Genomic DNA, 18,409 nt, shown 5'->3' on the forward strand with positions numbered 1-18,409 from the left:
GTGTACGGGGTGCGGGGCCGGCTACTGGCCCTTGGCCGCCTTCTTCTCCTCGGCGTCCTCGATGACCGCCTCGGCGACCTGCTGCATCGACATGCGGCGGTCCATGGAGGTCTTCTGGATCCAGCGGAACGCGGCCGGCTCCGTCAGCCCGTACTGGGTCTGCAGGACCGACTTGGCGCGGTCCACCAGCTTGCGGGTCTCCAGGCGCTGGGAGAGGTCCGCGACCTCCTGCTCCAGGGCGCGCAGTTCGGAGAAGCGGGAGACGGCCATCTCGATGGCCGGCACGACGTCGCTCTTGCTGAACGGCTTCACGAGGTACGCCATGGCGCCGGCGTCCCGGGCCCGCTCGACGAGCTCGCGCTGCGAGAAGGCGGTGAGCATGAGGACCGGGGCGATGGACTCGCCCGCGATCTTCTCGGCGGCCGAGATGCCGTCGAGGACGGGCATCTTCACATCGAGGATGACGAGGTCGGGGCGGTGCTCGCGGGCGAGCTCGACGGCGGTGGCGCCGTCGCCGGCCTCACCGACGACCGTGTAGCCCTCTTCCTCCAGCATCTCTTTGAGGTCGAGGCGGATGAGGGCCTCGTCCTCGGCGATGACGACGCGGGTCGTCAGCGGCGGGACGTGCGACGTGTCGGCGTCGTCGGCGGGCTGGGGCGACTCGGGGGCGGTCACGCGGGCTCCTCGTTCGATGGCCTCGTTCCGAGGCGGATACAGCTCCCCATGAGCCTACCTACCTCCTGTAAGGTAGGGGCACGGCGGGTGATCACCGACCTTCGTTTCGAAGGATGCCCCGGTAGCCCAGCGGAAGAGGCAGTGGTCTCAAACACCATACAGCGTGGGTTCGAATCCCACCCGGGGCACTTTACCTTTGATTCCAAGGTATGAGACGAATGGCCCGTCCTACGTCAGAGCCTCTCCGATGTGATGCACCCGGACCAGGTTCGTCGATCCCGCGACACCCGGCGGGGAGCCCGCCGTGATGACCACGATGTCGCCCTTCCGGCAGCGGCCGATCCGCAGCAGTTCCTCGTCCACCTGGGCCACCATCGCGTCCGTCGAGTCGACGTGCGGGCCGAGGAAGGTCTCGACGCCCCAGGTCAGATTGAGCTGGGAGCGGGTCTCCGGCTCCGGGGTGAAGGCAAGCAGCGGGATCGGCGAGCGATAGCGGGACAGCCGCTTGACCGTGTCGCCGGACTGCGTGAAGGCCACGAGGAACTTGGCGCCGAGGAAGTCACCCATCTCGGCCGCCGCGCGGGCCACCGCGCCGCCCTGGGTCCGGGGCTTGTTCCGCTCGGTCAGCGGCGGCAGGCCCTTCGCGAGGACGTCCTCCTCGGCGGCCTCGACGATCCGGCTCATGGTGCGCACGGTCTCGATCGGGTAGCGGCCGACGCTGGTCTCACCGGAGAGCATCACCGCGTCGGTGCCGTCGATGACGGCGTTGGCGACATCGCTCGCCTCCGCGCGGGTGGGGCGGGAGTTGTCGATCATCGAGTCGAGCATCTGGGTGGCGACGATGACCGGCTTGGCATTGCGCTTGGCCAGCTTGACGGCGCGCTTCTGGACGATCGGCACCTGCTCCAGGGGCATTTCGACGCCCAGGTCGCCGCGGGCGACCATGATGCCGTCGAAGGCGGCGACGATCTCCTCGATGTTCTCGACGGCCTGCGGCTTCTCGATCTTGGCGATGACGGGCAGCCGGCGGTCCTCCTCGTCCATGATCCGGTGCACGTCGTCGATGTCACGGGCGCTGCGGACGAAGGACAGGGCGATGACGTCGGCGCCGATGCGCAGCGCCCACCGCAGGTCCTCGATGTCCTTCTCGGAGAGGGCGGGGACGGAGACGGAGACACCGGGGAGGTTGAGGCCCTTGTGGTCGGAGACCATGCCGCCCTCGATGACCAGGGTGTTCACCCGGGGGCCCTCGACGGAGGTGACCTCCAGGGTGACGCGGCCGTCGTCGACGAGGATGCGCTCCCCGGCGGTCACGTCCGCGGCGAGGCCCGAGTAGGTCGTCCCGCAGCAGTGACGGTCGCCCTCCATCGGCTCGACGGTGATGGCGAACTCGTCTCCGCGTTCAAGGAGTACGGGACCTTCGCGGAAGCGGCCGAGGCGGATCTTCGGACCTTGAAGGTCGGCGAGGACCCCGACGCTGCGGCCGGTCTCGTCGGAGGCTTTGCGGACGTTCCGGTAGCGCTCCTCGTGCTCGACGTACGAACCGTGGCTGAGATTGAAGCGGGCCACGTCCATTCCGGCCTCGACCAACGCCTTGATCTGGTCGTATGTTTCGGTGGCGGGCCCAAGGGTACAAACGATTTTCGCTCGGCGCATGGGTCGAGCCTAGGCCTTACCCACCGGTAGCGAGTTGGCGGGACATGACTACTCAACAACCTTTCCGTGAAAGGCTGTTGACAAGTCTTGAATCTGTGCGCCGGGGTGCTCCGATGAGCGGTTTCCGCGCCCCAGCGCTCCCCGTCTCAGAGTGCGGGCGGCCGCATCGTGAACCGTGCCACGACCTCCGCCGTGACCGTCTGCCGCTGCGGTTCCAGGTCGAGCGCCGGGGCTCCGCCGGCCGCCTCCGCCGCGAAGGCGACCGGCCCCCCGCCGTACCCCATGTCCCTCGACATCGGGCCCCGGTCCGCGCCGGCGTCCGACAGTTCGAGGAGTGAGGCCAGCGAGGTGCCGAGCGCCTCCGCGTACGCCCGCGCCCGCTGCACCGCCTCCGTCACCGCGAGCCGGCGCGCCTCCGCGTACGCCGGGGAGTCCGGCCGCAGCGCCCACCACGGGCCCTCCACGCTCGTCATCTCCAGATCGGCCAGCCGCGCCACCAGCTCCCCGAGCACCGTGAAGTCGGTCAGCTCGGCCTTCACCAGGACCCGGCCCCGATAGCTCTGCACCCGCTCGCCGCGCCCGCGCCTGCCGAGGTCCGGGGCGATCGACAGACTGCCCGTCTCCACCTTCTCCACCGACGTGCCCTGCGCCTTGAGCAGATCGAGCACCCGGGCGTTGCGCCCGGTCAGGTCGGCGAGCGCCGCCGCCCGGTCCGTCCCGCGCACGGCGACCGTCACCCAGACCTGGGCCAGCTCGGGATCGACCTCGAGGCGGCCCTCCCCACGGACCGTCACCTGGGGCGCCTCGGGGGTCGGGTGTTCCTGCGTCATCGCGGGCTCCTCCAGGTACGGCTTCGTCGGTGTCACCGAACACTTTCCCACTCCGTAACCCGAAAGGTCTGTTGCCGAGGTGACTCCTGAGCCAGAATCTACGCGCGTTGTGTGCCGCAGTCGGCGCCGATGTCACTGAACCAAGGGGAGAGAAGAACATGCCGCTGAACCGCAGGACGTTCCTGGAGCGCACCGCCGCCGCCGGGGCCGGAGTGGCCGTCGCCGGAGCCGTAGCCGTTCCCGCCGAGGCCCACGGGCCCGGCCGCCCGCGTCCGCAGAAGCGGTACTCCTTCACCGTGATGGGCACGACCGACCTGCACGGCAACGTCTTCAACTGGGACTACTTCACGGACAAGGAGTTCGACGACAAGGCCCACAACGACGTCGGCCTCGCCAAGATCTCCACCCTCGTCGACCAGGTCCGCGCGGCCAAGGGCCGCCGCAACACCCTGCTCATCGACGCCGGTGACACCATCCAGGGCACCCAGCTCTCCTACTACTACGCCAAGGTCGACCCGATCACCGCCCGCCGCGGCCCGGTCCACCCGATGGCCCAGGCCATGAACGCCATCGGCTACGACGCCGCCGCGCTCGGCAACCACGAGTTCAACTACGGCATCCCGGTGCTGCGGAAGTTCGAGGAGCAGTGCGACTTCCCGCTGCTCGGCGCCAACGCCCTCGATGCCAGGACGCTGCGCCCGGCCTTCGCCCCGTACAGCATGCACTGCCTGCGCACCCCGCACGGCAAGGACGTCAAGGTCGCCGTGCTCGGCCTGACCAACCCCGGCATCGCCATCTGGGACAAGGCGAACGTCAGCGGGAAGATGGTCTTCCCCGGCCTTGAGGAGCAGGCCGCGAAGTGGGTGCCGAAGCTGCGCTCGATGGGCGCCGACGTGGTCGTCGTCTCGGCGCACTCCGGCTCCAGCGGCACCTCCTCGTACGGTGACCAGCTCCCGTACGTCGAGAACGCGGCCGGGCTCGTCGCCGAGCAGGTGCCGGGCATCGACGCGATCCTCGTCGGCCACGCGCACAGCGAGATCCCCGAGTACCGGGTGAGGAACAAGGAGACCGGCAAGGACGTCGTCCTGTCCGAGCCGCTCAAGTGGGGCCAGCGCCTCACCCTCTTCGACTTCGACCTGGTGTGGGAGAAGGGCCGCTGGGTCGTCGAGAAGGTCGGCGCGCAGGTCCTCAACTCCAACACGGTGGCGGAGGACCCGGAGATCACCGGGCTGCTCGCGGACGAGCACAAGAAGGTCGTCGCGTACGTCAACCAGGTCATCGGCACCTCCACCGCCGCCATGACCACGGCCGACGCGCCGTGGAAGGACGAGCCGATCATCGACCTGATCAACGTCGTCCAGGCCGAGACGGTGAAGGCGGCCCTCGCGGGCGGCGCGTACGCGGCCCTGCCGGTGCTCTCGCAGGCCTCCTGCTTCTCGCGTACGGCCCGCATCCCGTCCGGTGAGATCACCATCAAGGACGCCGCCGGCCTGTACCCCTTCGAGAACACCATGGAAGCCCGGCTGATGACGGGCGCCCAGCTGAAGGACTACCTGGAGTACTCGGCGAAGTACTACGTCCAGACCCCGGCGGGCGCGCCCGTCGACACCGCGAAGCTGACGAACGCGGACAACACCCCGGACTACAACTACGACGCCGTGTCCGGTCTGACCTACGAGATCGACATCGCGAAGCCGGCCGGCTCGCGGATCGTGAACCTGGCCTTCGAGGGCAAGCCGCTCGACCCGGCGGCGAAGTTCGTCCTCGCGGTGAACAACTACCGGGCGAGCGGCGGCGGCGCGTTCCCGCACGTCGCGGGCGCCCAGCAGCTGTGGGCGAACTCGGACGAGATCCGCAACACCATCATCCAGTGGGTGAAGGCGAAGGGCACGGTCGACCCGGGCACCTTCGCGTCGGTGGACTGGAAGCTGACCCGGGACGGCGTGCCGGTGTTCTAGCCCCCGCTAGACGATCTGTGTGAGAGGCGTCAGCTTCCGGTCCTGGGACGGGATGACCGGCGCCTCTCGCGTCTCCAGGCCGAAGCGGGTGAAGGCGGTCCTGCGGGGCAGCGGGTACGGCTCCTTGCCGGTGACCGCGTTGAGGATGGTCGCGCTGCGCCAGGCCGCGAGGCCGAGGTCGGGGGCGCCGACGCCGTGGGTGTGCCGCTCGGCGTTCTGGACGTACACGGAGCCGGTGACGGAGGGGTCCAGGACCAGCCGGTAGCGCTCGTCGATCCGGGCGCGCCCCGCGGAGTCGTGCCGCAGGTACGGGTCGAGCCCCGCCAGCATCCGGTCCACCGGGCGCTCCCGGTAGCCGGTGGCGAGGACGACGGCGTCGGTGGTGAGCCGCGAACGGCTGCCCTGCTGGAGGTGCTCCAGGTGCAGTTCGACCTGGGTGGTGGCGACACGGCCCGCCGTACGCACCCGGACGCCGGGGGTGAGGACGGCGTCCGGCCAGCCGCCGTGCAGGGTGCGGCGGTACAGCTCGTCGTGGATGGCCGCGATCGTCTCGGCGTCGATGCCCTTGTGCAGCTGCCACTGCCGGGGCATGAGTTCGGCCCGTACCGGCTCGGGCAGGGCGTGGAAGTAGCGGGTGTAGTCGGGGGTGAAGTGCTCCAGGCCCAGCTTGGAGTACTCCATCGGGGCGAAGGCCTCGGTGCGGGTCAGCCAGTGGATGCGCTCGGCTCCGGCGGGGCGGGCCCTGAGCAGGTCGAGGAAGATCTCGGCGCCGGACTGGCCGGAGCCGATCACGGTGACGTGGCCGGCGCGCAGCAGGGTCTCGCGGTGGGTGAGGTAGTCGGCGGAGTGGATCACCGGGACGCCGGGGGCCTCGGCGAGCGGCCTGAGCGGCTCGGGGACGTACGGTGCGGTGCCGACGCCCAGGACGACGTTCCGGGTGTAGGCGCGGCCCAGGGCCTCCGCCTCGCCGTCCGGGTCGATCTGGGTGAAGTCGACCTCGAAAAGCCGCCGTTCGGGGTTCCAGCGGACCGAGTCGACCTGGTGGCCGAAGTGCAGTCCCGGCAGCCGCTCACTGACCCAGCGGCAGTAGGCGTCGTACTCGGCGCGCTGGATGTGGAACTTCTCGGCGAAGTAGAAGGGGAAGAGGCGCTCACGGCTCTTCAGGTAGTTGAGGAAGGTCCACGGGCTGGCGGGATCCGCCAGGGTCACCAGGTCGGCGAGGAAGGGGACCTGGAGGGTGGCGCCCTCGACGAGGAGCCCCGGGTGCCACTGGAAGGCCGGCTTCTGCTCGTAGAAGGTGGCGGCGAGTCCGCCGGGGACGCCGTGCGCGAGCGCCGCGAGCGAGAGGTTGAAGGGGCCGATGCCGATGCCCACCAGATCGTGGGGGCGGTCGAGGTCGTCCTTGGGGGTGCTGCCGGTCATCGGTGCGCACTGCCTTCCACGAGGGTGATGAGCTGAGCCAGGTCGCCGGGGGTGGCGTGGGGGTTGAGCAGGGTGGCCTTGAGCCAGAGCCGGCCGTCCGCCTCGGCGCGGCCGAGGACGGCGCGGCCCTCGGTGAGGAGGGTGCGGCGGATCGCGGCGACCGTCGTGTCCTCGGCGCCGCTCGGCCGGAACAGGACGGTGGTGAGCGTCGGCCGGGCGCGCAGATCGAGCCCCGGCGCCTTCTCCACCAGGTCGGCGAGGTCCCGGGCCAGGTCGACACAGGCGTCGACGAGGACGCCGAGCCCGTCGCGGCCGAGGGCCCGGAGGGTCACGGCGGTCTTGAGGACGTCGGGGCGGCGGGTGGTGCGCAGGGAGCGGCCGAGCAGGTCGGGCAGGCCCGCGTCGGTGTCGTCGTCGGCGTTGAGGTAGTCGGCGGTGTGTCCGAGGACGGCGAGGTCGTCGGCGTCGCGTACGGCGAGGAGCCCGGCGGCGGCCGGCTGCCAGCCGAGTTTGTGCAGGTCGACGGTGACGGTACGGGCGCGGGCCAGGCCGTCCAGGAGGTGCCGGTGGGTACGGCTGAAGAGGGCGGGGCCGCCGTAGGCCGCGTCGACGTGGAACACGGCGTGCCGGGCCTCGCACAGTTCGGCGAGGTCCGGGAGCGGGTCGATCAGGCCCTCGTCGGTGGTGCCCGCGGTGGCGGCTACGAGGACGGGGCGGCCGGGGCCCCCGAGGGCCGCCAGTGCCGTGTCGAGGGCGGCCGGGTCGAGCGTCCCCCGGGGCGTGGGCACGACGACCGGCTCGGGCAGGCCGAGGAGCCAGGCGGCACGGTGGAAGGAGTGGTGGGCGTTGGCTCCGACGACGGTACGGAGGGCGGGGCCGTGGCGCTCCCTGGCGAGGAGCAGGGCCAGTTGGTTGGACTCGGTGCCGCCGGTCGTGACGAGGGCGTCGGGCCGGTCGGCGGCGGGGAAGACCTCGGCGGCGAGCGCGGCCGTCACCAGGGCCTCCACGGCGGAGGCGGCGGGCGCCTGGTCCCAGGAGTCCATGGACGGGTTCAGCGCGGAGGCCGCGAGATCGGCGGCGGCGGCGAGTGCGAGGGGCGGGGTGTGGAGGTGGGCGGCGCAGAGGGGGTGGGCGGGGTCGGCGGCGCCTTCCGCCAGGGCGTGTACGAGGGTGCGGAGGGCTTCGTCGGCGCCCCGGCCCGTATCCGGGAGCGGCTCCCCGAGGGCCTCGCGCACCCGCCGTGCCGCCGCCTCCGGACCGCCGGCCGGGAGGGGCCCGCCCCTGGCGTGCGCCCCTTCCCGGAGGGCGTCGAGGACGGTGTCCAGGAGGGGGCGGAGGGCGTCGGCGCCGGGGGCGCCTCCGGCGAGGGGTGGGGGTGCGGCACGCATGGTCGACAGGGTGCCGGGGGTTGTCGGGGTTTGTCCGGGGAGTGAGGCTGTTGTGACCCGAACGGGGGATGGGATGTGGGACGCCAGGAACGCGGCGCTGCGGCACACGGCGGTGGGCGGCGGCGCCCGGCCCGCACGCGGCGGGCGTGCGGGTGGCCGGGAGCCGCCCCCGTGGAACAGTTGCCCACCACGAGGGGCGCGGGGGCCGTCCCGGTGGAGCGGCCCCCGCGACCGGGTCACGCCGTTCGGGCCGTCAGCGCGCGGCGCAGGTCGTCCAGTTGGTCCACCAGCTTGCGGTGGAGGGCCGGGATCATCCGGTCCGCCTCGAGGTGGGACTCGCCCAGGGCCAGGGAGTCCGCGTCGATCGCGTACGACGGGAACGCGTAGCGCCCCGCCGCCTCCGCCATCGCCGGGCCCCGGCGGCCGGCGAGCGCGATGGCGGCCGGGTAGAAGCGCGGCACGTACTCCCGTACCAGCTCCGCCTGTTCGGGCTGCCAGAAGCCCACGGCGGTGGCGGTGAACAGGTAGTTGGACAGGTCGTCCGTGTCGAAGAGGGCCGACCAGGCCGCCGCCTTGGCCTCCGCCGTGGGGAGCGAGGCCCGGCAGCGGGCGGCGCCCTCCTGCCCGGTGGCGCTCGGGTCCCGCTCGAGTTCCGCGGCGATCACGGTCTCGTCGGTGGCGCCGAGGACGGCGAGCCTGGCGAGGATGCGCCAGCGCAGCTCGTGGTCGAGTTCCGGGCCGCCGTGGACGGTGTCCTCGGCGAGCCAGGAGGCGATCTTGTCGGGGGTGGTGGCGCTGTCCACGCAGGCGCGGACGGCGGTCAGGCGCAGTCCGGGCTCCTCGCCGTCCTCGGTGCGGCGGAGCAGCGCGCGGGCGATCTCGCCGATCACGGCGAGGGCGGCCGGACGCTCGGCCTCCGTGACGTACCGGTCGGCGATCTGGTGGCGGGCGAAGCCGAGGACGCCCTGGACGAGGGCGAGTTCGTTCTCGTCGGCGAGGTGCGCCCGCGCGGTCTCCAGATAGGCGGCGGGTTCCAGCTGCCCGTCGCGGACCATGTCGCGCAGGCTGTTCCAGACGACGGCCCGGGTGAGGGCGTCGGGGATGCGGGAGAGGCCGCGCAGGGCGGACTCCTCGGAGACCTCGTCGAAGCGGAGCTTGGTGTAGGTGAGGTCGCCGTCGTTGAGGACGACGAGCGCGGGGCGCGGGCCGGTCAGCTCGGCGGGCGCCTCCTGCGGGACGTCGAGCTCGCGGCGCTCGCGCAGGGCGAGTGCGCCGTCGGGCTGCCGGTCGTAGATCCCCGCCCGGATGCGGTGCGGGCGGCTGCCGTCGCGGTCGACGTGCAGCCGCCACTGGCTGCCCTCGCCTTCGAGGCGGGGGGTGAGGGTGTCGACGCCGGTGGTGCGCAGCCACTGCTCGGCCCAGGCGTGGACGTCGCGGTCGGTGGCGGCGGCGAGGTTGTCGATGAAGTCGGCGAGGGTGGCGTTGCCGAACTTGTGGCGCTTGAAGTGGATGTTGATGCCGGCGAGGAAGTCCTTCTCGCCGAGCCAGGTGACGAGCTGGCGGAGGGCGGAGGCGCCCTTGGCGTAGGAGATGCCGTCGAAGTTGAGGAGCGCGGAGGCGGTGTCGGGGACGGACTCCGGGTCGGGGGCGACGGGGTGGGTGGAGGGCCGCTGGTCGGCCTCGTAACCCCAGGCCTTCCGGGTGACGCCGAAGTCGACCCAGGTGTCGGGGAAGAGGTCGGCGCAGGCTTCGTTGACGGTCTGGAAGCCCATGTACTCGGCGAAGGACTCGTTCAGCCAGATGTCGTCCCACCAGCGCAGGGTGACGAGGTCGCCGAACCACATGTGGGCCATCTCGTGGGCGATGACCATGGCGCGGCTCTGGCGCTCGGTGACGGTGACGGCGGAGCGGAAGACGAACTCGTCGCGGAAGGTGACGAGGCCGGGGTTCTCCATGGCGCCCGCGTTGAACTCGGGGACGAAGGCCTGGTCGTACGAGTCGAAGGGGTACGGCTCGTCGAACTTCTCGTGGTAGCGGTCGTAGCAGGCCCTGGTGACGGCGAGGATCTCGTCGGCGTCGGCGTCGAGGTGGGCGGCGAGGGAGCGGCGGCAGTGGATGCCGAACGGCAGCCCGGCGTGCTCGGTGCGGATGCTGTGCCAGGGGCCGGCGGCGACGCAGACGAAGTAGGTGGAGAGCAGCGGGGTGGGGGCGGACTGCCAGCGGCCGTCGGGCTGCTGCTCGGTGATGCCGTTGGAGAGGACGGTCCAGCCCTCGGGGGCGGTGACGGACAGCTCGAAGACGGCCTTCAGGTCGGGCTGGTCGAAGGCGGCGAAGACGCGCTGGACGTCCTCCATGAAGAGCTGGGTGTAGGCGTACGACTCGCCGTCCGTGGGGTCCGTGAAGCGGTGCATGCCCTCGCCGGTGCGGGAGTACCGCATGGTGGTGCTGATCCGCAGGACGTGCTCGCCCTCGGTGACGCTCAGCGGCAGGCGGTTGCCGTCGAGGGCGCTGATGTCGAGGGGCATGCCGTCGAGGAGGGCGGAGTGCAGTGTCTCGGGCTTGAGCTCGACGAAGGTGTCCCCCGCGGCGCGGGCCGTGAAGCGGATGAGGCTCCGTGAGTGGAAGGTCTCGTCGCCGGTGGTGAGGTCGAGGTCCACGCGGTAGTGGTGGACGTCGAGGAGCTGGGCACGGGTCTGCGCTTCGTCGCGCGTCAGTACGGACATGGCCCTATGCTGCCCGATGCTCGCGGCGACGGGCAGGGGTGGTCGGACAATCCCGCTCAGGCGAGTCCGGAGCCGTTCAGGTGGGCGAAGGCGGCGGCGATCCGGGGGCGGTCGTAGCCGGCCGGGCCGGCCGCGCCGCTGGAGAGCAGGGTGTGGAGCAGGATCCGGGCCTTGGCGGGGTCGAGCGGGCCGGCCGGGATCAGTCCGCGGTGCAGCAGGTCGTACTCGGAGCCGGGGCCGCGGTAGGTGTGCGAGAGGGTCGCGCCGCCGCCGGTACGGGAGGCGAGGACGACCGGGATGCGGTGGGCGAGCTCTTCGAGGGGTTCGACCAGCCAGGTGGGGACGTGTCCGGCGCCGAAGGCGGCGACGACGAGGCCCTGGAAGCGGTGGTCGACGGCTTCGAGGAGTTCGCCGCGGTCGCCCTGGGAGAGGGTCACCAGGGCCACCCGTACCCCGGGGTCGAGTTTCAGCCGGCAGAGAGCGGGCGGGACGGCGGGGCGGAGCAGGATGCGGGGCTCCCCCTCGACGATCGAGCCGATCGGCCCGGCGCCGGGCGAGGCGAAGGTGGCCACGGAGGTCGTGTGGGTCTTCCGGGCGAACCGGGCGGCGTGGATCTCGTCGGCGAGGACGACGAGGACGCCGAGGCCGCGGCAGGCGGGGTCGGCGGCGACGGCGAGCGCGGCGGCCAGGTTGGCGGGGCCGTCGGCGCCCGGCAGGTCGGGGCGGCGCATGGCGCCGGTGACGGCGATCGGCCGCTCGGTGGTGCAGAGCAGGTCGAGGACGAAGGCGGTCTCCTCCAGGGTGTCGGTGCCCTGGACGACGACCACGCCGGAGCCGTCGGCGACGGTGGCGCGCACCTCGGCGGCGAGGGCGGCGAGGTCCTCGTGGGTGAGGGAGGAGCTGGGGACGCGGCGGAAGTCCTTGAGGACCACGTCGAGGTCGCCGCCGAGCTCGGCGAGGACCTCCTGTCCGCTCATCCGGGCCGCGTCGCCGCCGCGGGCGGAGATCGTCCCTCCGAGGGTGAAGACCGTGACGCGGGCCATCAGCGTGCTCCGTCCGCAATCGTCTCGTGGTGGCGGATGACCTCGGCGATGATGAAGTTGAGGAGTTTCTCCGCGAAGGCCGGGTCCAGTTTCGCGTTCCCGGCGAGTTCCCGCAGCCGGGCGATCTGGCGGGCCTCGCGTGCGGGGTCGGCGGGCGGCAGCTGGTGGCGGGCCTTGAGGACGCCGACCTGCTGGGTGCACTTGAAGCGCTCGGCGAGCATGTGGACGACCGCCGCGTCGATGTTGTCGATGCTTTCGCGCAGGCGGGTCAGTTCGGCGGTGACGGCCGGGTCGATCGCGTCTGCGGGGACGGTGGGGTCATTCGCGCGGGAGTCGCTCATGATCTGCGAGCTTAGACGGATCTCGGGAGGATCGTGGGCGGGTGTTCGGGATCCGGAACGCGGTTGCTCCAGCCCCCGTGCACGGACCGTCCCTGCTGCTCGCGGAAGCGGATGGGGGCGGTGCCGACCCGTCGGGTGAAGAGCCGGGAGAAGTAGGCGGGGTCGTCGTAGCCGACGCGGCGGGCGACGGCGGCGACGGGCAGTTCGGTGGCGGCGAGGAGTTCCTTGGCGCGGCCGAGGCGGACGGTGAGCAGGTAGTCCTTGGGGCTGCATCCGGCGGCCCGGCGGACGGCGGTGCGCAGTTCGGCGGCGGTCATGCCGTGCCGGGCGGCGTGCTCGGCGACGGAGAGCGGCTGGAAGGCGTCGCGGGCGAGGGCGGCGAGGACGGGGTCGCCGTCGGCGTTGGTGTCGGCGCGGGCACGGCGCAGCGCGACGAGGAGTTCGTGGACGGCGGCGCCGGTCTCGACCTCAAGGAGGGGGTTGCCGGGGCGGGCGGCGCGGGCGATCCGGGCGATGGCGGCGCGGGCGGGCGCGGCGTCGGAGAGGGGGACGACGGGCCGGTCGGGTTCGATGTAGCCGAGTTCGGTGTAGGTGGTGGTGGCCGGTCCCGAGAAGTCGACGAAGGCCTCGTCCCAGCCGGTGCCGGGGTCGGCCCCGTAGTGGTGGGGGACGCCGGGGGTGAGCCAGAGGAGGGCGGGGGCGGTGACGGTGGTGCGGCGCCCGTCGGCGCCCCGGTACCAGCCGCTGCCGGCGGAGACGACGACGGCCACGTGGTGGTCGAGGGTGCGGGGGCCGACGGTGGGCAGGGTGCCGTGCTGGAGTCCGACGCCGAGGCAGACGAGGCCGAGGCGGTGGTGGACGGGGCTGGGCGTGAAGTAGCGCATCCAGGTGTGGTACATGCGGTGGTTGCCCTCCCCGGGCCGGCACGTGGTCGGGCGGGCCCCGTCGGGCCCTGACGTCGGGGCCGGCATCGGCGGACCCTGAACGTCCAAACTTCGACGATCTTTGTCCATGGACCGGTTCGCCGCCAGGGGGTGAGGGTGAGGCCATGAGCACGTTCGCTGTGGGTGACGAGGACTTTCTGCTCGACGGGCGGCCGGTGCGGCTGCTGTCGGGGGCGCTGCACTACTTCCGGGTGCACGAGGGCCACTGGGAGCACCGGCTCGGGATGCTGCGTGCGATGGGCCTCGACTGCGTGGAGACGTACGTCCCCTGGAATCTGCACGAGCCGGAGCCGGGCCGGTTCGCGGACGTGGAGGCGCTCGGCCGGTTCCTGGACGCGGTGGCGCGGGCCGGGATGCGGGCGATCGTGCGCCCGGGGCCGTACATCTGCGCCGAGTGGGAGAACGGCGGGCTGCCGCACTGGGTGACCGGGCCGCTCGGCCGGCGGGTGCGGACCTTCGACCCGGAGTTCCTGGCGCCGGTGGAGGCCTGGTTCCGGCGGCTGCTTCCGCAGGTGGTGGAGCGGCAGGTGGACCGGGGCGGCCCGGTGATCCTCGTCCAGGTGGAGAACGAGTACGGGAGTTACGGCAGCGACCGGGGATATCTGGAGTGGCTGGCGCAGCTGCTGCGGGACTGCGGGGTGAGCGTGCCGCTCTTCACCTCGGACGGTCCCGAGGACCACATGCTGACGGGTGGTTCGGTGCCGGGGGTGCTGGCCACGGCGAACTTCGGTTCGGGGGCGCGGGAGGGCTTCGCGACGCTGCGGCGCCATCAGCCGTCGGGGCCGCTGATGTGCATGGAGTTCTGGTGCGGCTGGTTCGACCACTGGGGCACGGAGCACGCGGTGCGGGACGCGGCGGACGCGGCGGAGGCGCTGCGGGAGATCCTGGAGTGCGGGGCCTCGGTCAACGTCTACATGGCGCACGGCGGGACGAACTTCGGCGGCTGGGCGGGGGCGAACCGGGACGGTGAGCTGCACGACGGGCCGCTGCGGGCGACGGTGACCTCGTACGACTACGACGCTCCCATCGACGAGGCGGGGCGGCCGACGGAGAAGTTCCGGGCCTTCCGCGAGGTGCTCGCGGCGTACGCGGAGGGGCCGCTGCCGGAGGTGCCGGAGCCGCCGGCGCGGCTCGCGGCGCCGGTCTCCGGGGCGCTCGACGGCTGGGTGCCGCTGGACGGGGTCCTGGGGGCTCTCGGCGGGGAGGAGACGGTGACGCCGGTGCCGCCGGCCTTCGAGGAGCTGGGCGTGGACCGGGGTCTGGTCCGCTACCGGGTGGCGGTGCCGGGTCCCCGGCAGCCGTATCCGCTGGGCGTGACGGGGCTGCGGGACCGGGCGGTGGTGTGGGTCGACGGGCTGCGGGCGGGGGTGCTGGACGGGGAGGACTCCGTCCTGCCCGAGCCGGTGCCGGGTCCCGCCGTCGTGGACCTGTGGGTGGAGTCGCTCGGCCGGGTCAACTACGGGCCGCGCCTCGCGGAGCCGAAGGGGATCACCGGGGGCGTACGGCACGAGCGGCAGTATCTGCACGGGTTCCGGTCCCGGGGGCTGCGGCTCGACGCGTTCGAGGCGGCGGCGGTGGACAAGCTGGCGTTCGAGGCGGCGGCGGAGGCGTACGGGCCGGGACTCCACCGGGGGACGCTGGAGGTGGCCGGGGCCGGGGACGCGGTGCTGCGGCTGCCGGGCGCGACCCGGGGCTTCGTCTGGGTGAACGGCTTCTGCCTGGGCCGCTACTGGGCGGCGGCCGGGCCGCAGGACGCGCTGTTCGTGCCGGGTCCGGTGCTGCGGGAGGGCACGAACGAGGTGTGGGTGCTGGAGCTGGAGGGGGACGCGGCTCCGTCGGTGGAGCTGGATCCGGCGTAGACACAACGGCGCCCCGGAGCCCCGCGTGGACGTGACGGTGCCGCGCGTGGACGTCGTGACGGTGCCGCACTGGACGTGACGGTGCCCCGGAGCCGAGGCCGCTCCGGGGCACCTGTTCACGGGGCCGCTACAGCGTGGCCGCAGCCGAGTTGATCGCGGCGGCGAAGGTCGAGACCTCCGTGTAGACGCCGGGGTAGCCGGCCCGCGCGCAGCCCTCGCCCCAGCTCACGATGCCGACCTGGACCCAGGCGCCGGCGTCGTCCTTGCGGAACATCGGGCCGCCGGAGTCGCCCTGGCAGGTGTCGACGCCGCCCTGGCTGTAGCCGGCACAGATCTCCTCGGCGGGGACGAGGTCGGTGCCGTACGAGGACTGGCAGGAGGCGTCGGAGACGAACGGCACGTTCGCCTTGCGCAGGTAGCGCTGCTGGCCGCCGCCCTCGGTCGCGGCGCCCCAGCCGGCGACGGTGAAGGTGCCGCTGTTGTACGCGGTGGTGTCGGCGATCTTCAGGTTGGGCACCGAGGTGATGGGGCTGGCGAGCTTGATCAGCGCCCAGTCCTTGCCCTTGCCGTTGTAGCCCGGGGCCTGGAGCACCTTGGTGGACTTGACCTTGATGGCGCTGGAGCTCTGCAGGTCGACGACACCGGCGGTGGCGGTGATGCTCGTGTTGTTGCCGGAGCCGCTGACGCAGTGCGCGGCGGTGAGCACGACCTGGGGGCTGATCAGCGAGCCGCCGCAGCCCATGGAGAGCCTGACCATCCAGGGGAACTCGCCCTGGGCGGCGCGGGTGCCGCCGACGACGGGGGCGGGGGCGGCGGACGCGGTGGTGGGCTGGAGGCTGACGGCCGCCAGGACGACGGCGCCTGCGGCGGCCAGCTTCTGGAGTGCGCGGACCATGCGGTGCTGCTTCATGTGCCTGCCTTCTCTCATGGGGGGTTGGCCTCCACAGGCGATGACATGCGCCCGTCAAGGCATGTCCGGATTATGGACAACGGCCAACTGGCCCCACAAGGAAGCGTTTTCGGCCAGGCCCGGCAAGGGGACCGTACAGTGGACGGAAGGGGGGAACCGGTATGCCGCACCGCCAGGAGGGCGCTCGCGTCGCCCACGGCTTCCCGCACCGCGCCGCGGTCGGGGACTCGGTCACCGCGCTCTACCGGCGCCTCTCCCCCGACGGCGTGCAGCGCTACCCGGCGAGCGTGCCGGCCGCCGACGTGGCCCTCGGCGACGACGAGGACCTCCACCTCGGCACCCAGCGGGTGGCCCGCGCCCTGGTCCGGCACCTGCGGCTGCCCGAGGCGCGCATGGTGGTGAGCTTCCGGCAGATGGAGCACGCGGCGGCCGTCGAACTCACGGCGGGACCCGAGTACTTCGTGGAGCTGAACGACCGCTTCCGGAGCCGCCGCCGGGACATCGGCGCGGCCCTCGCCCACGAGATCACCCATGTCCTGCTGCACCGGCTCGGCCTCGGGTTCCCCGGCGCCGCGGAGAACGAGATCCTCACCGATGTCGTCACCACCTATCTGGGCGCGGGCTGGCTGCTGCTCGACGCGTTCCGGCAGGACGGCGTGGAGAGCCAGAAGCTGGGTTATCTGACCCCGGAGGAGTTCGGCTACGTCCTCGCCAAACGGGCCGAGGTCTTCGGCGAGGACCCCTCGCCCTGGTTCACCAGCGACGTGGCCTACGAGGCCTGGGTGCGCGGTCGGGCGGAGGCCGACCGGGAGCGGACGCCGCCGCCGCTCGCCGGAGCGGGCTGGGCCGAGCGCCGCCGGTACGGCTGGGAGCGCCGGCGGGGCCGGGCGGGCGAGGGCGCCCCGTACCGCTTCGACGGCGGAGCACCTGCCACGGGCGTCTCCTTCCGCTGCCCGGTCTGCCGCCAGCGCCTCCGCGTCCCGGCGGGCCGGGCGCTGCGGGCCCGGTGCGGGGTGTGCCGGACGGTACTGGAGTGCGCGGGCTAGGGCCTGTCGTCACACTCCCGTCGTCGCCCATGGGGCAGGCGGGAGTTCGACGACAGGCCCTAGACGGGCCCGGCGGCGCGCCCGGCGAGGGCGATCGATTTGCGCCAGGACCGGACGGGGGGTCAGGGTCGGGGCATGAGCACGTTGTTCGACGCCATCCGCGACGGGGACGAGGACGGGGCCGTACGCGCCCTGCGGGACGGGGCCGACCCCGAGGACCGGGAGGACGAGGAGACCGCCCTCTACCGGGCGGCCGTCAGCAACGAGGCCGGAATCGTAAGGGTCCTGCTGGCCGCCGGGGCGGACCCGGGCCGGGGCAGCGGCGAGGACGACGGCGACCTGCCGCTGTGCGGGGCCGCCTGCGGCGGGCACGCAGGAGTGGTCCGGGCCCTGCTCTCGGCGGGCGCGCCGGCGGACCAGGAGGAGGCCTACGGCTTCACGGCGCTCGCCTGGGCGCTGCGCCTCGGGCACGCGGACACGGCCAGGGTGCTCCTGGAGTACGGGGCCGACCCGGACCGGCGCGGACCCGACGGGCTGCTCCCCCTGGTGGCCGCCGCCCGGCGCGGCTCCACCGGCTGTGTGCGGGCGCTCCTGGACCACGGGGCGGACGCGCGGGAGGCCGCGCTCCGGGAAGCGCGGCGCTGGATCGGCGTGGACATCGCGGCCGAGCTGCGGCGCGGGCTCGTCGCAGGGAACGAGGGCGGGGAGACGTACGAGGCGGTGGTGCGCCGGGTCCGGGAGGACGGCGGGGTGACGGTGGTCGTCGAACTGCTGCGGGAGGACGGCGCCCCGGGGCGCGGCGACGACCGGGGAACCGGGCACGCGGCGGTCGCCACCCTCCTGGAGACCGCGCTCGGACTGCACACCTCGCACGAGGAGCTGGCCGCGCGGGCGCTGCGCTGCGGCGATCCGGAGCTGGACGACTGGACGACGGCGGTGGCCGAACTGGCCGGCCGGGCCGACGAGGAGACCTTCGTGGCGGCGGCGGCCTGGTGCGCGTACCGCGATCCGCTGCGCCGGGCGCTCGGCGCGCGGGTCCTCGGCGCCCTGCCCGGCTTCGGGCCGAGCGCGGTGCCGGTGCTGCGGAGGGTGGCGGCGGAGGCCGCGGGCACCGCGCGCGAACCGGCGCTGTCGGTGGTGTGGGCGCTCGGGGAGTGCGCGGAGCCGTCGGCCGTGCCCGAACTCCTCGCGGTGGCGGAGCATCCCGACCCGGTGGTGCGGCGGGCCGTCGCGGGGGCGCTCGCCGGGATCGTGCCGGCCGGGCACGTGGAGGCGCTCGGGGTGCTGCTCGCGCTGAGCCGGGACGGTGACGCGCGGGTACGGGACTGGGCGACGCTCGCCCTGGCCGAACTGCCCGACGACACCCCGCTCGTACGGGAGGGGCTCGCGGAGCGGCTCGGCGACAGCGATCCGGAGACGGCGGCGGAGGCGGCGCGCGGGCTGGCGATCCGTCAGGACCCGCGCGCCGTCGACGCGCTGGCCGCGGTCCTGGCGGACGGCGACCCGGAGGGCGCGGCGCGGGAGACAGCGCTCGCCGCCCTGGAGTACGTGCACGACCCCCGGGTCAGGACCCGGCTGGAGTGGATGCACCCGCGCCGCGCCTGAGCGCGCGGA

Annotated in this window: 14 protein-coding genes and 1 tRNA gene; 5 read left to right on the plus strand and 10 right to left on the minus strand. The window is 73.0% G+C overall.

Annotated features, from left to right (window positions below; genetic code table 11):
- Window positions 1–21: 21 nt before the first annotated feature.
- Complete coding sequence (locus V4Y03_RS07700) at window positions 22–675, minus strand: ANTAR domain-containing response regulator (protein ID WP_317874352.1); 654 nt, start codon at window positions 673–675, stop codon at window positions 22–24.
- A gap of 115 nt (window positions 676–790) precedes the next feature.
- Here V4Y03_RS07700 and V4Y03_RS07705 point away from each other — a divergent pair.
- Window positions 791–863 (plus strand) — tRNA-Leu (locus V4Y03_RS07705).
- Window positions 864–903: 40 nt separating this feature from the next.
- Here V4Y03_RS07705 and pyk read toward each other — a convergent pair.
- Both pyk and V4Y03_RS07715 read right to left on the minus strand, forming a co-directional pair.
- The gene (gene pyk, locus V4Y03_RS07710; protein ID WP_317874351.1) at window positions 904–2,331 is read right to left on the minus strand and encodes a pyruvate kinase; all 1,428 of its coding nucleotides are present in this window, start codon (window positions 2,329–2,331) and stop codon (window positions 904–906) included.
- 146 nt (window positions 2,332–2,477) lie between these two features.
- Window positions 2,478–3,161: an SIMPL domain-containing protein gene (locus V4Y03_RS07715; RefSeq protein ID WP_317874350.1), complete on the minus strand. Its 684-nt coding sequence runs from the start codon at window positions 3,159–3,161 to the stop codon at window positions 2,478–2,480.
- A gap of 158 nt (window positions 3,162–3,319) precedes the next feature.
- Here V4Y03_RS07715 and V4Y03_RS07720 point away from each other — a divergent pair, with 158 nt between their 5' ends.
- Window positions 3,320–5,119 (plus strand): bifunctional metallophosphatase/5'-nucleotidase, encoded by a 1,800-nt coding sequence (locus V4Y03_RS07720; protein WP_317874349.1) that lies wholly within the window; start codon window positions 3,320–3,322, stop codon window positions 5,117–5,119.
- A 6-nt stretch (window positions 5,120–5,125) separates the two neighbouring features.
- Here V4Y03_RS07720 and V4Y03_RS07725 read toward each other — a convergent pair whose 3' ends face one another.
- The 6 genes from V4Y03_RS07725 to V4Y03_RS07750 form a co-directional block, all read right to left on the minus strand.
- Window positions 5,126–6,541: a lysine N(6)-hydroxylase/L-ornithine N(5)-oxygenase family protein gene (locus V4Y03_RS07725; RefSeq protein WP_317874348.1), complete on the minus strand. Its 1,416-nt coding sequence runs from the start codon at window positions 6,539–6,541 to the stop codon at window positions 5,126–5,128.
- Window positions 6,538–7,929: a pyridoxal phosphate-dependent decarboxylase family protein gene (locus tag V4Y03_RS07730; protein WP_332434433.1), complete on the minus strand. Its 1,392-nt coding sequence runs from the start codon at window positions 7,927–7,929 to the stop codon at window positions 6,538–6,540. The genes V4Y03_RS07725 and V4Y03_RS07730 overlap by 4 nt, the downstream gene beginning before the upstream one ends.
- 236 nt (window positions 7,930–8,165) lie before the next feature.
- Window positions 8,166–10,652 carry an aminopeptidase N gene (gene pepN / locus V4Y03_RS07735; protein ID WP_332434434.1) on the minus strand — a complete coding sequence of 829 codons (2,487 nt, stop codon included), beginning with the start codon at window positions 10,650–10,652 and terminating at the stop codon, window positions 8,166–8,168.
- Window positions 10,653–10,708: 56 nt separating this feature from the next.
- Complete coding sequence (locus V4Y03_RS07740; protein ID WP_332434435.1) at window positions 10,709–11,695, minus strand: asparaginase; 987 nt, start codon at window positions 11,693–11,695, stop codon at window positions 10,709–10,711.
- Window positions 11,695–12,036 (minus strand): chorismate mutase, encoded by a 342-nt coding sequence (locus V4Y03_RS07745; RefSeq protein WP_332434436.1) that lies wholly within the window; start codon window positions 12,034–12,036, stop codon window positions 11,695–11,697. Before V4Y03_RS07745 ends, V4Y03_RS07740 begins: the two co-directional genes overlap by 1 nt.
- 11 nt (window positions 12,037–12,047) lie before the next feature.
- Complete coding sequence (locus tag V4Y03_RS07750; RefSeq protein WP_332434437.1) at window positions 12,048–12,935, minus strand: helix-turn-helix transcriptional regulator; 888 nt, start codon at window positions 12,933–12,935, stop codon at window positions 12,048–12,050.
- 149 nt (window positions 12,936–13,084) lie between these two features.
- Here V4Y03_RS07750 and V4Y03_RS07755 point away from each other — a divergent pair, with 149 nt between their 5' ends.
- Complete coding sequence (locus V4Y03_RS07755; RefSeq protein WP_332434438.1) at window positions 13,085–14,839, plus strand: glycoside hydrolase family 35 protein; 1,755 nt, start codon at window positions 13,085–13,087, stop codon at window positions 14,837–14,839.
- Between the two features lie 127 nt (window positions 14,840–14,966).
- On the opposite strand, the gene V4Y03_RS07760 is transcribed toward V4Y03_RS07755, so the two are convergent.
- Window positions 14,967–15,749, minus strand: a complete 783-nt coding sequence (locus tag V4Y03_RS07760; protein WP_332434439.1) for a S1 family peptidase — start codon at window positions 15,747–15,749, stop codon at window positions 14,967–14,969.
- A 161-nt stretch (window positions 15,750–15,910) separates the two neighbouring features.
- Between V4Y03_RS07760 and V4Y03_RS07765 the strand changes: the two genes are divergently transcribed.
- Both V4Y03_RS07765 and V4Y03_RS07770 read left to right on the plus strand, forming a co-directional pair.
- A complete protein-coding gene (locus V4Y03_RS07765) occupies window positions 15,911–16,795 on the plus strand; it encodes a hypothetical protein (RefSeq protein WP_332434440.1) in 885 nt (294 codons plus the stop codon).
- 135 nt (window positions 16,796–16,930) lie between these two features.
- Window positions 16,931–18,400 (plus strand): ankyrin repeat domain-containing protein, encoded by a 1,470-nt coding sequence (locus V4Y03_RS07770; RefSeq protein WP_332434441.1) that lies wholly within the window; start codon window positions 16,931–16,933, stop codon window positions 18,398–18,400.
- Window positions 18,401–18,409: the final 9 nt, after the last annotated feature.

Source organism: Streptomyces sp. P9-A4 (genome assembly GCF_036634195.1).
GTDB lineage: Bacteria > Actinomycetota > Actinomycetes > Streptomycetales > Streptomycetaceae > Streptomyces.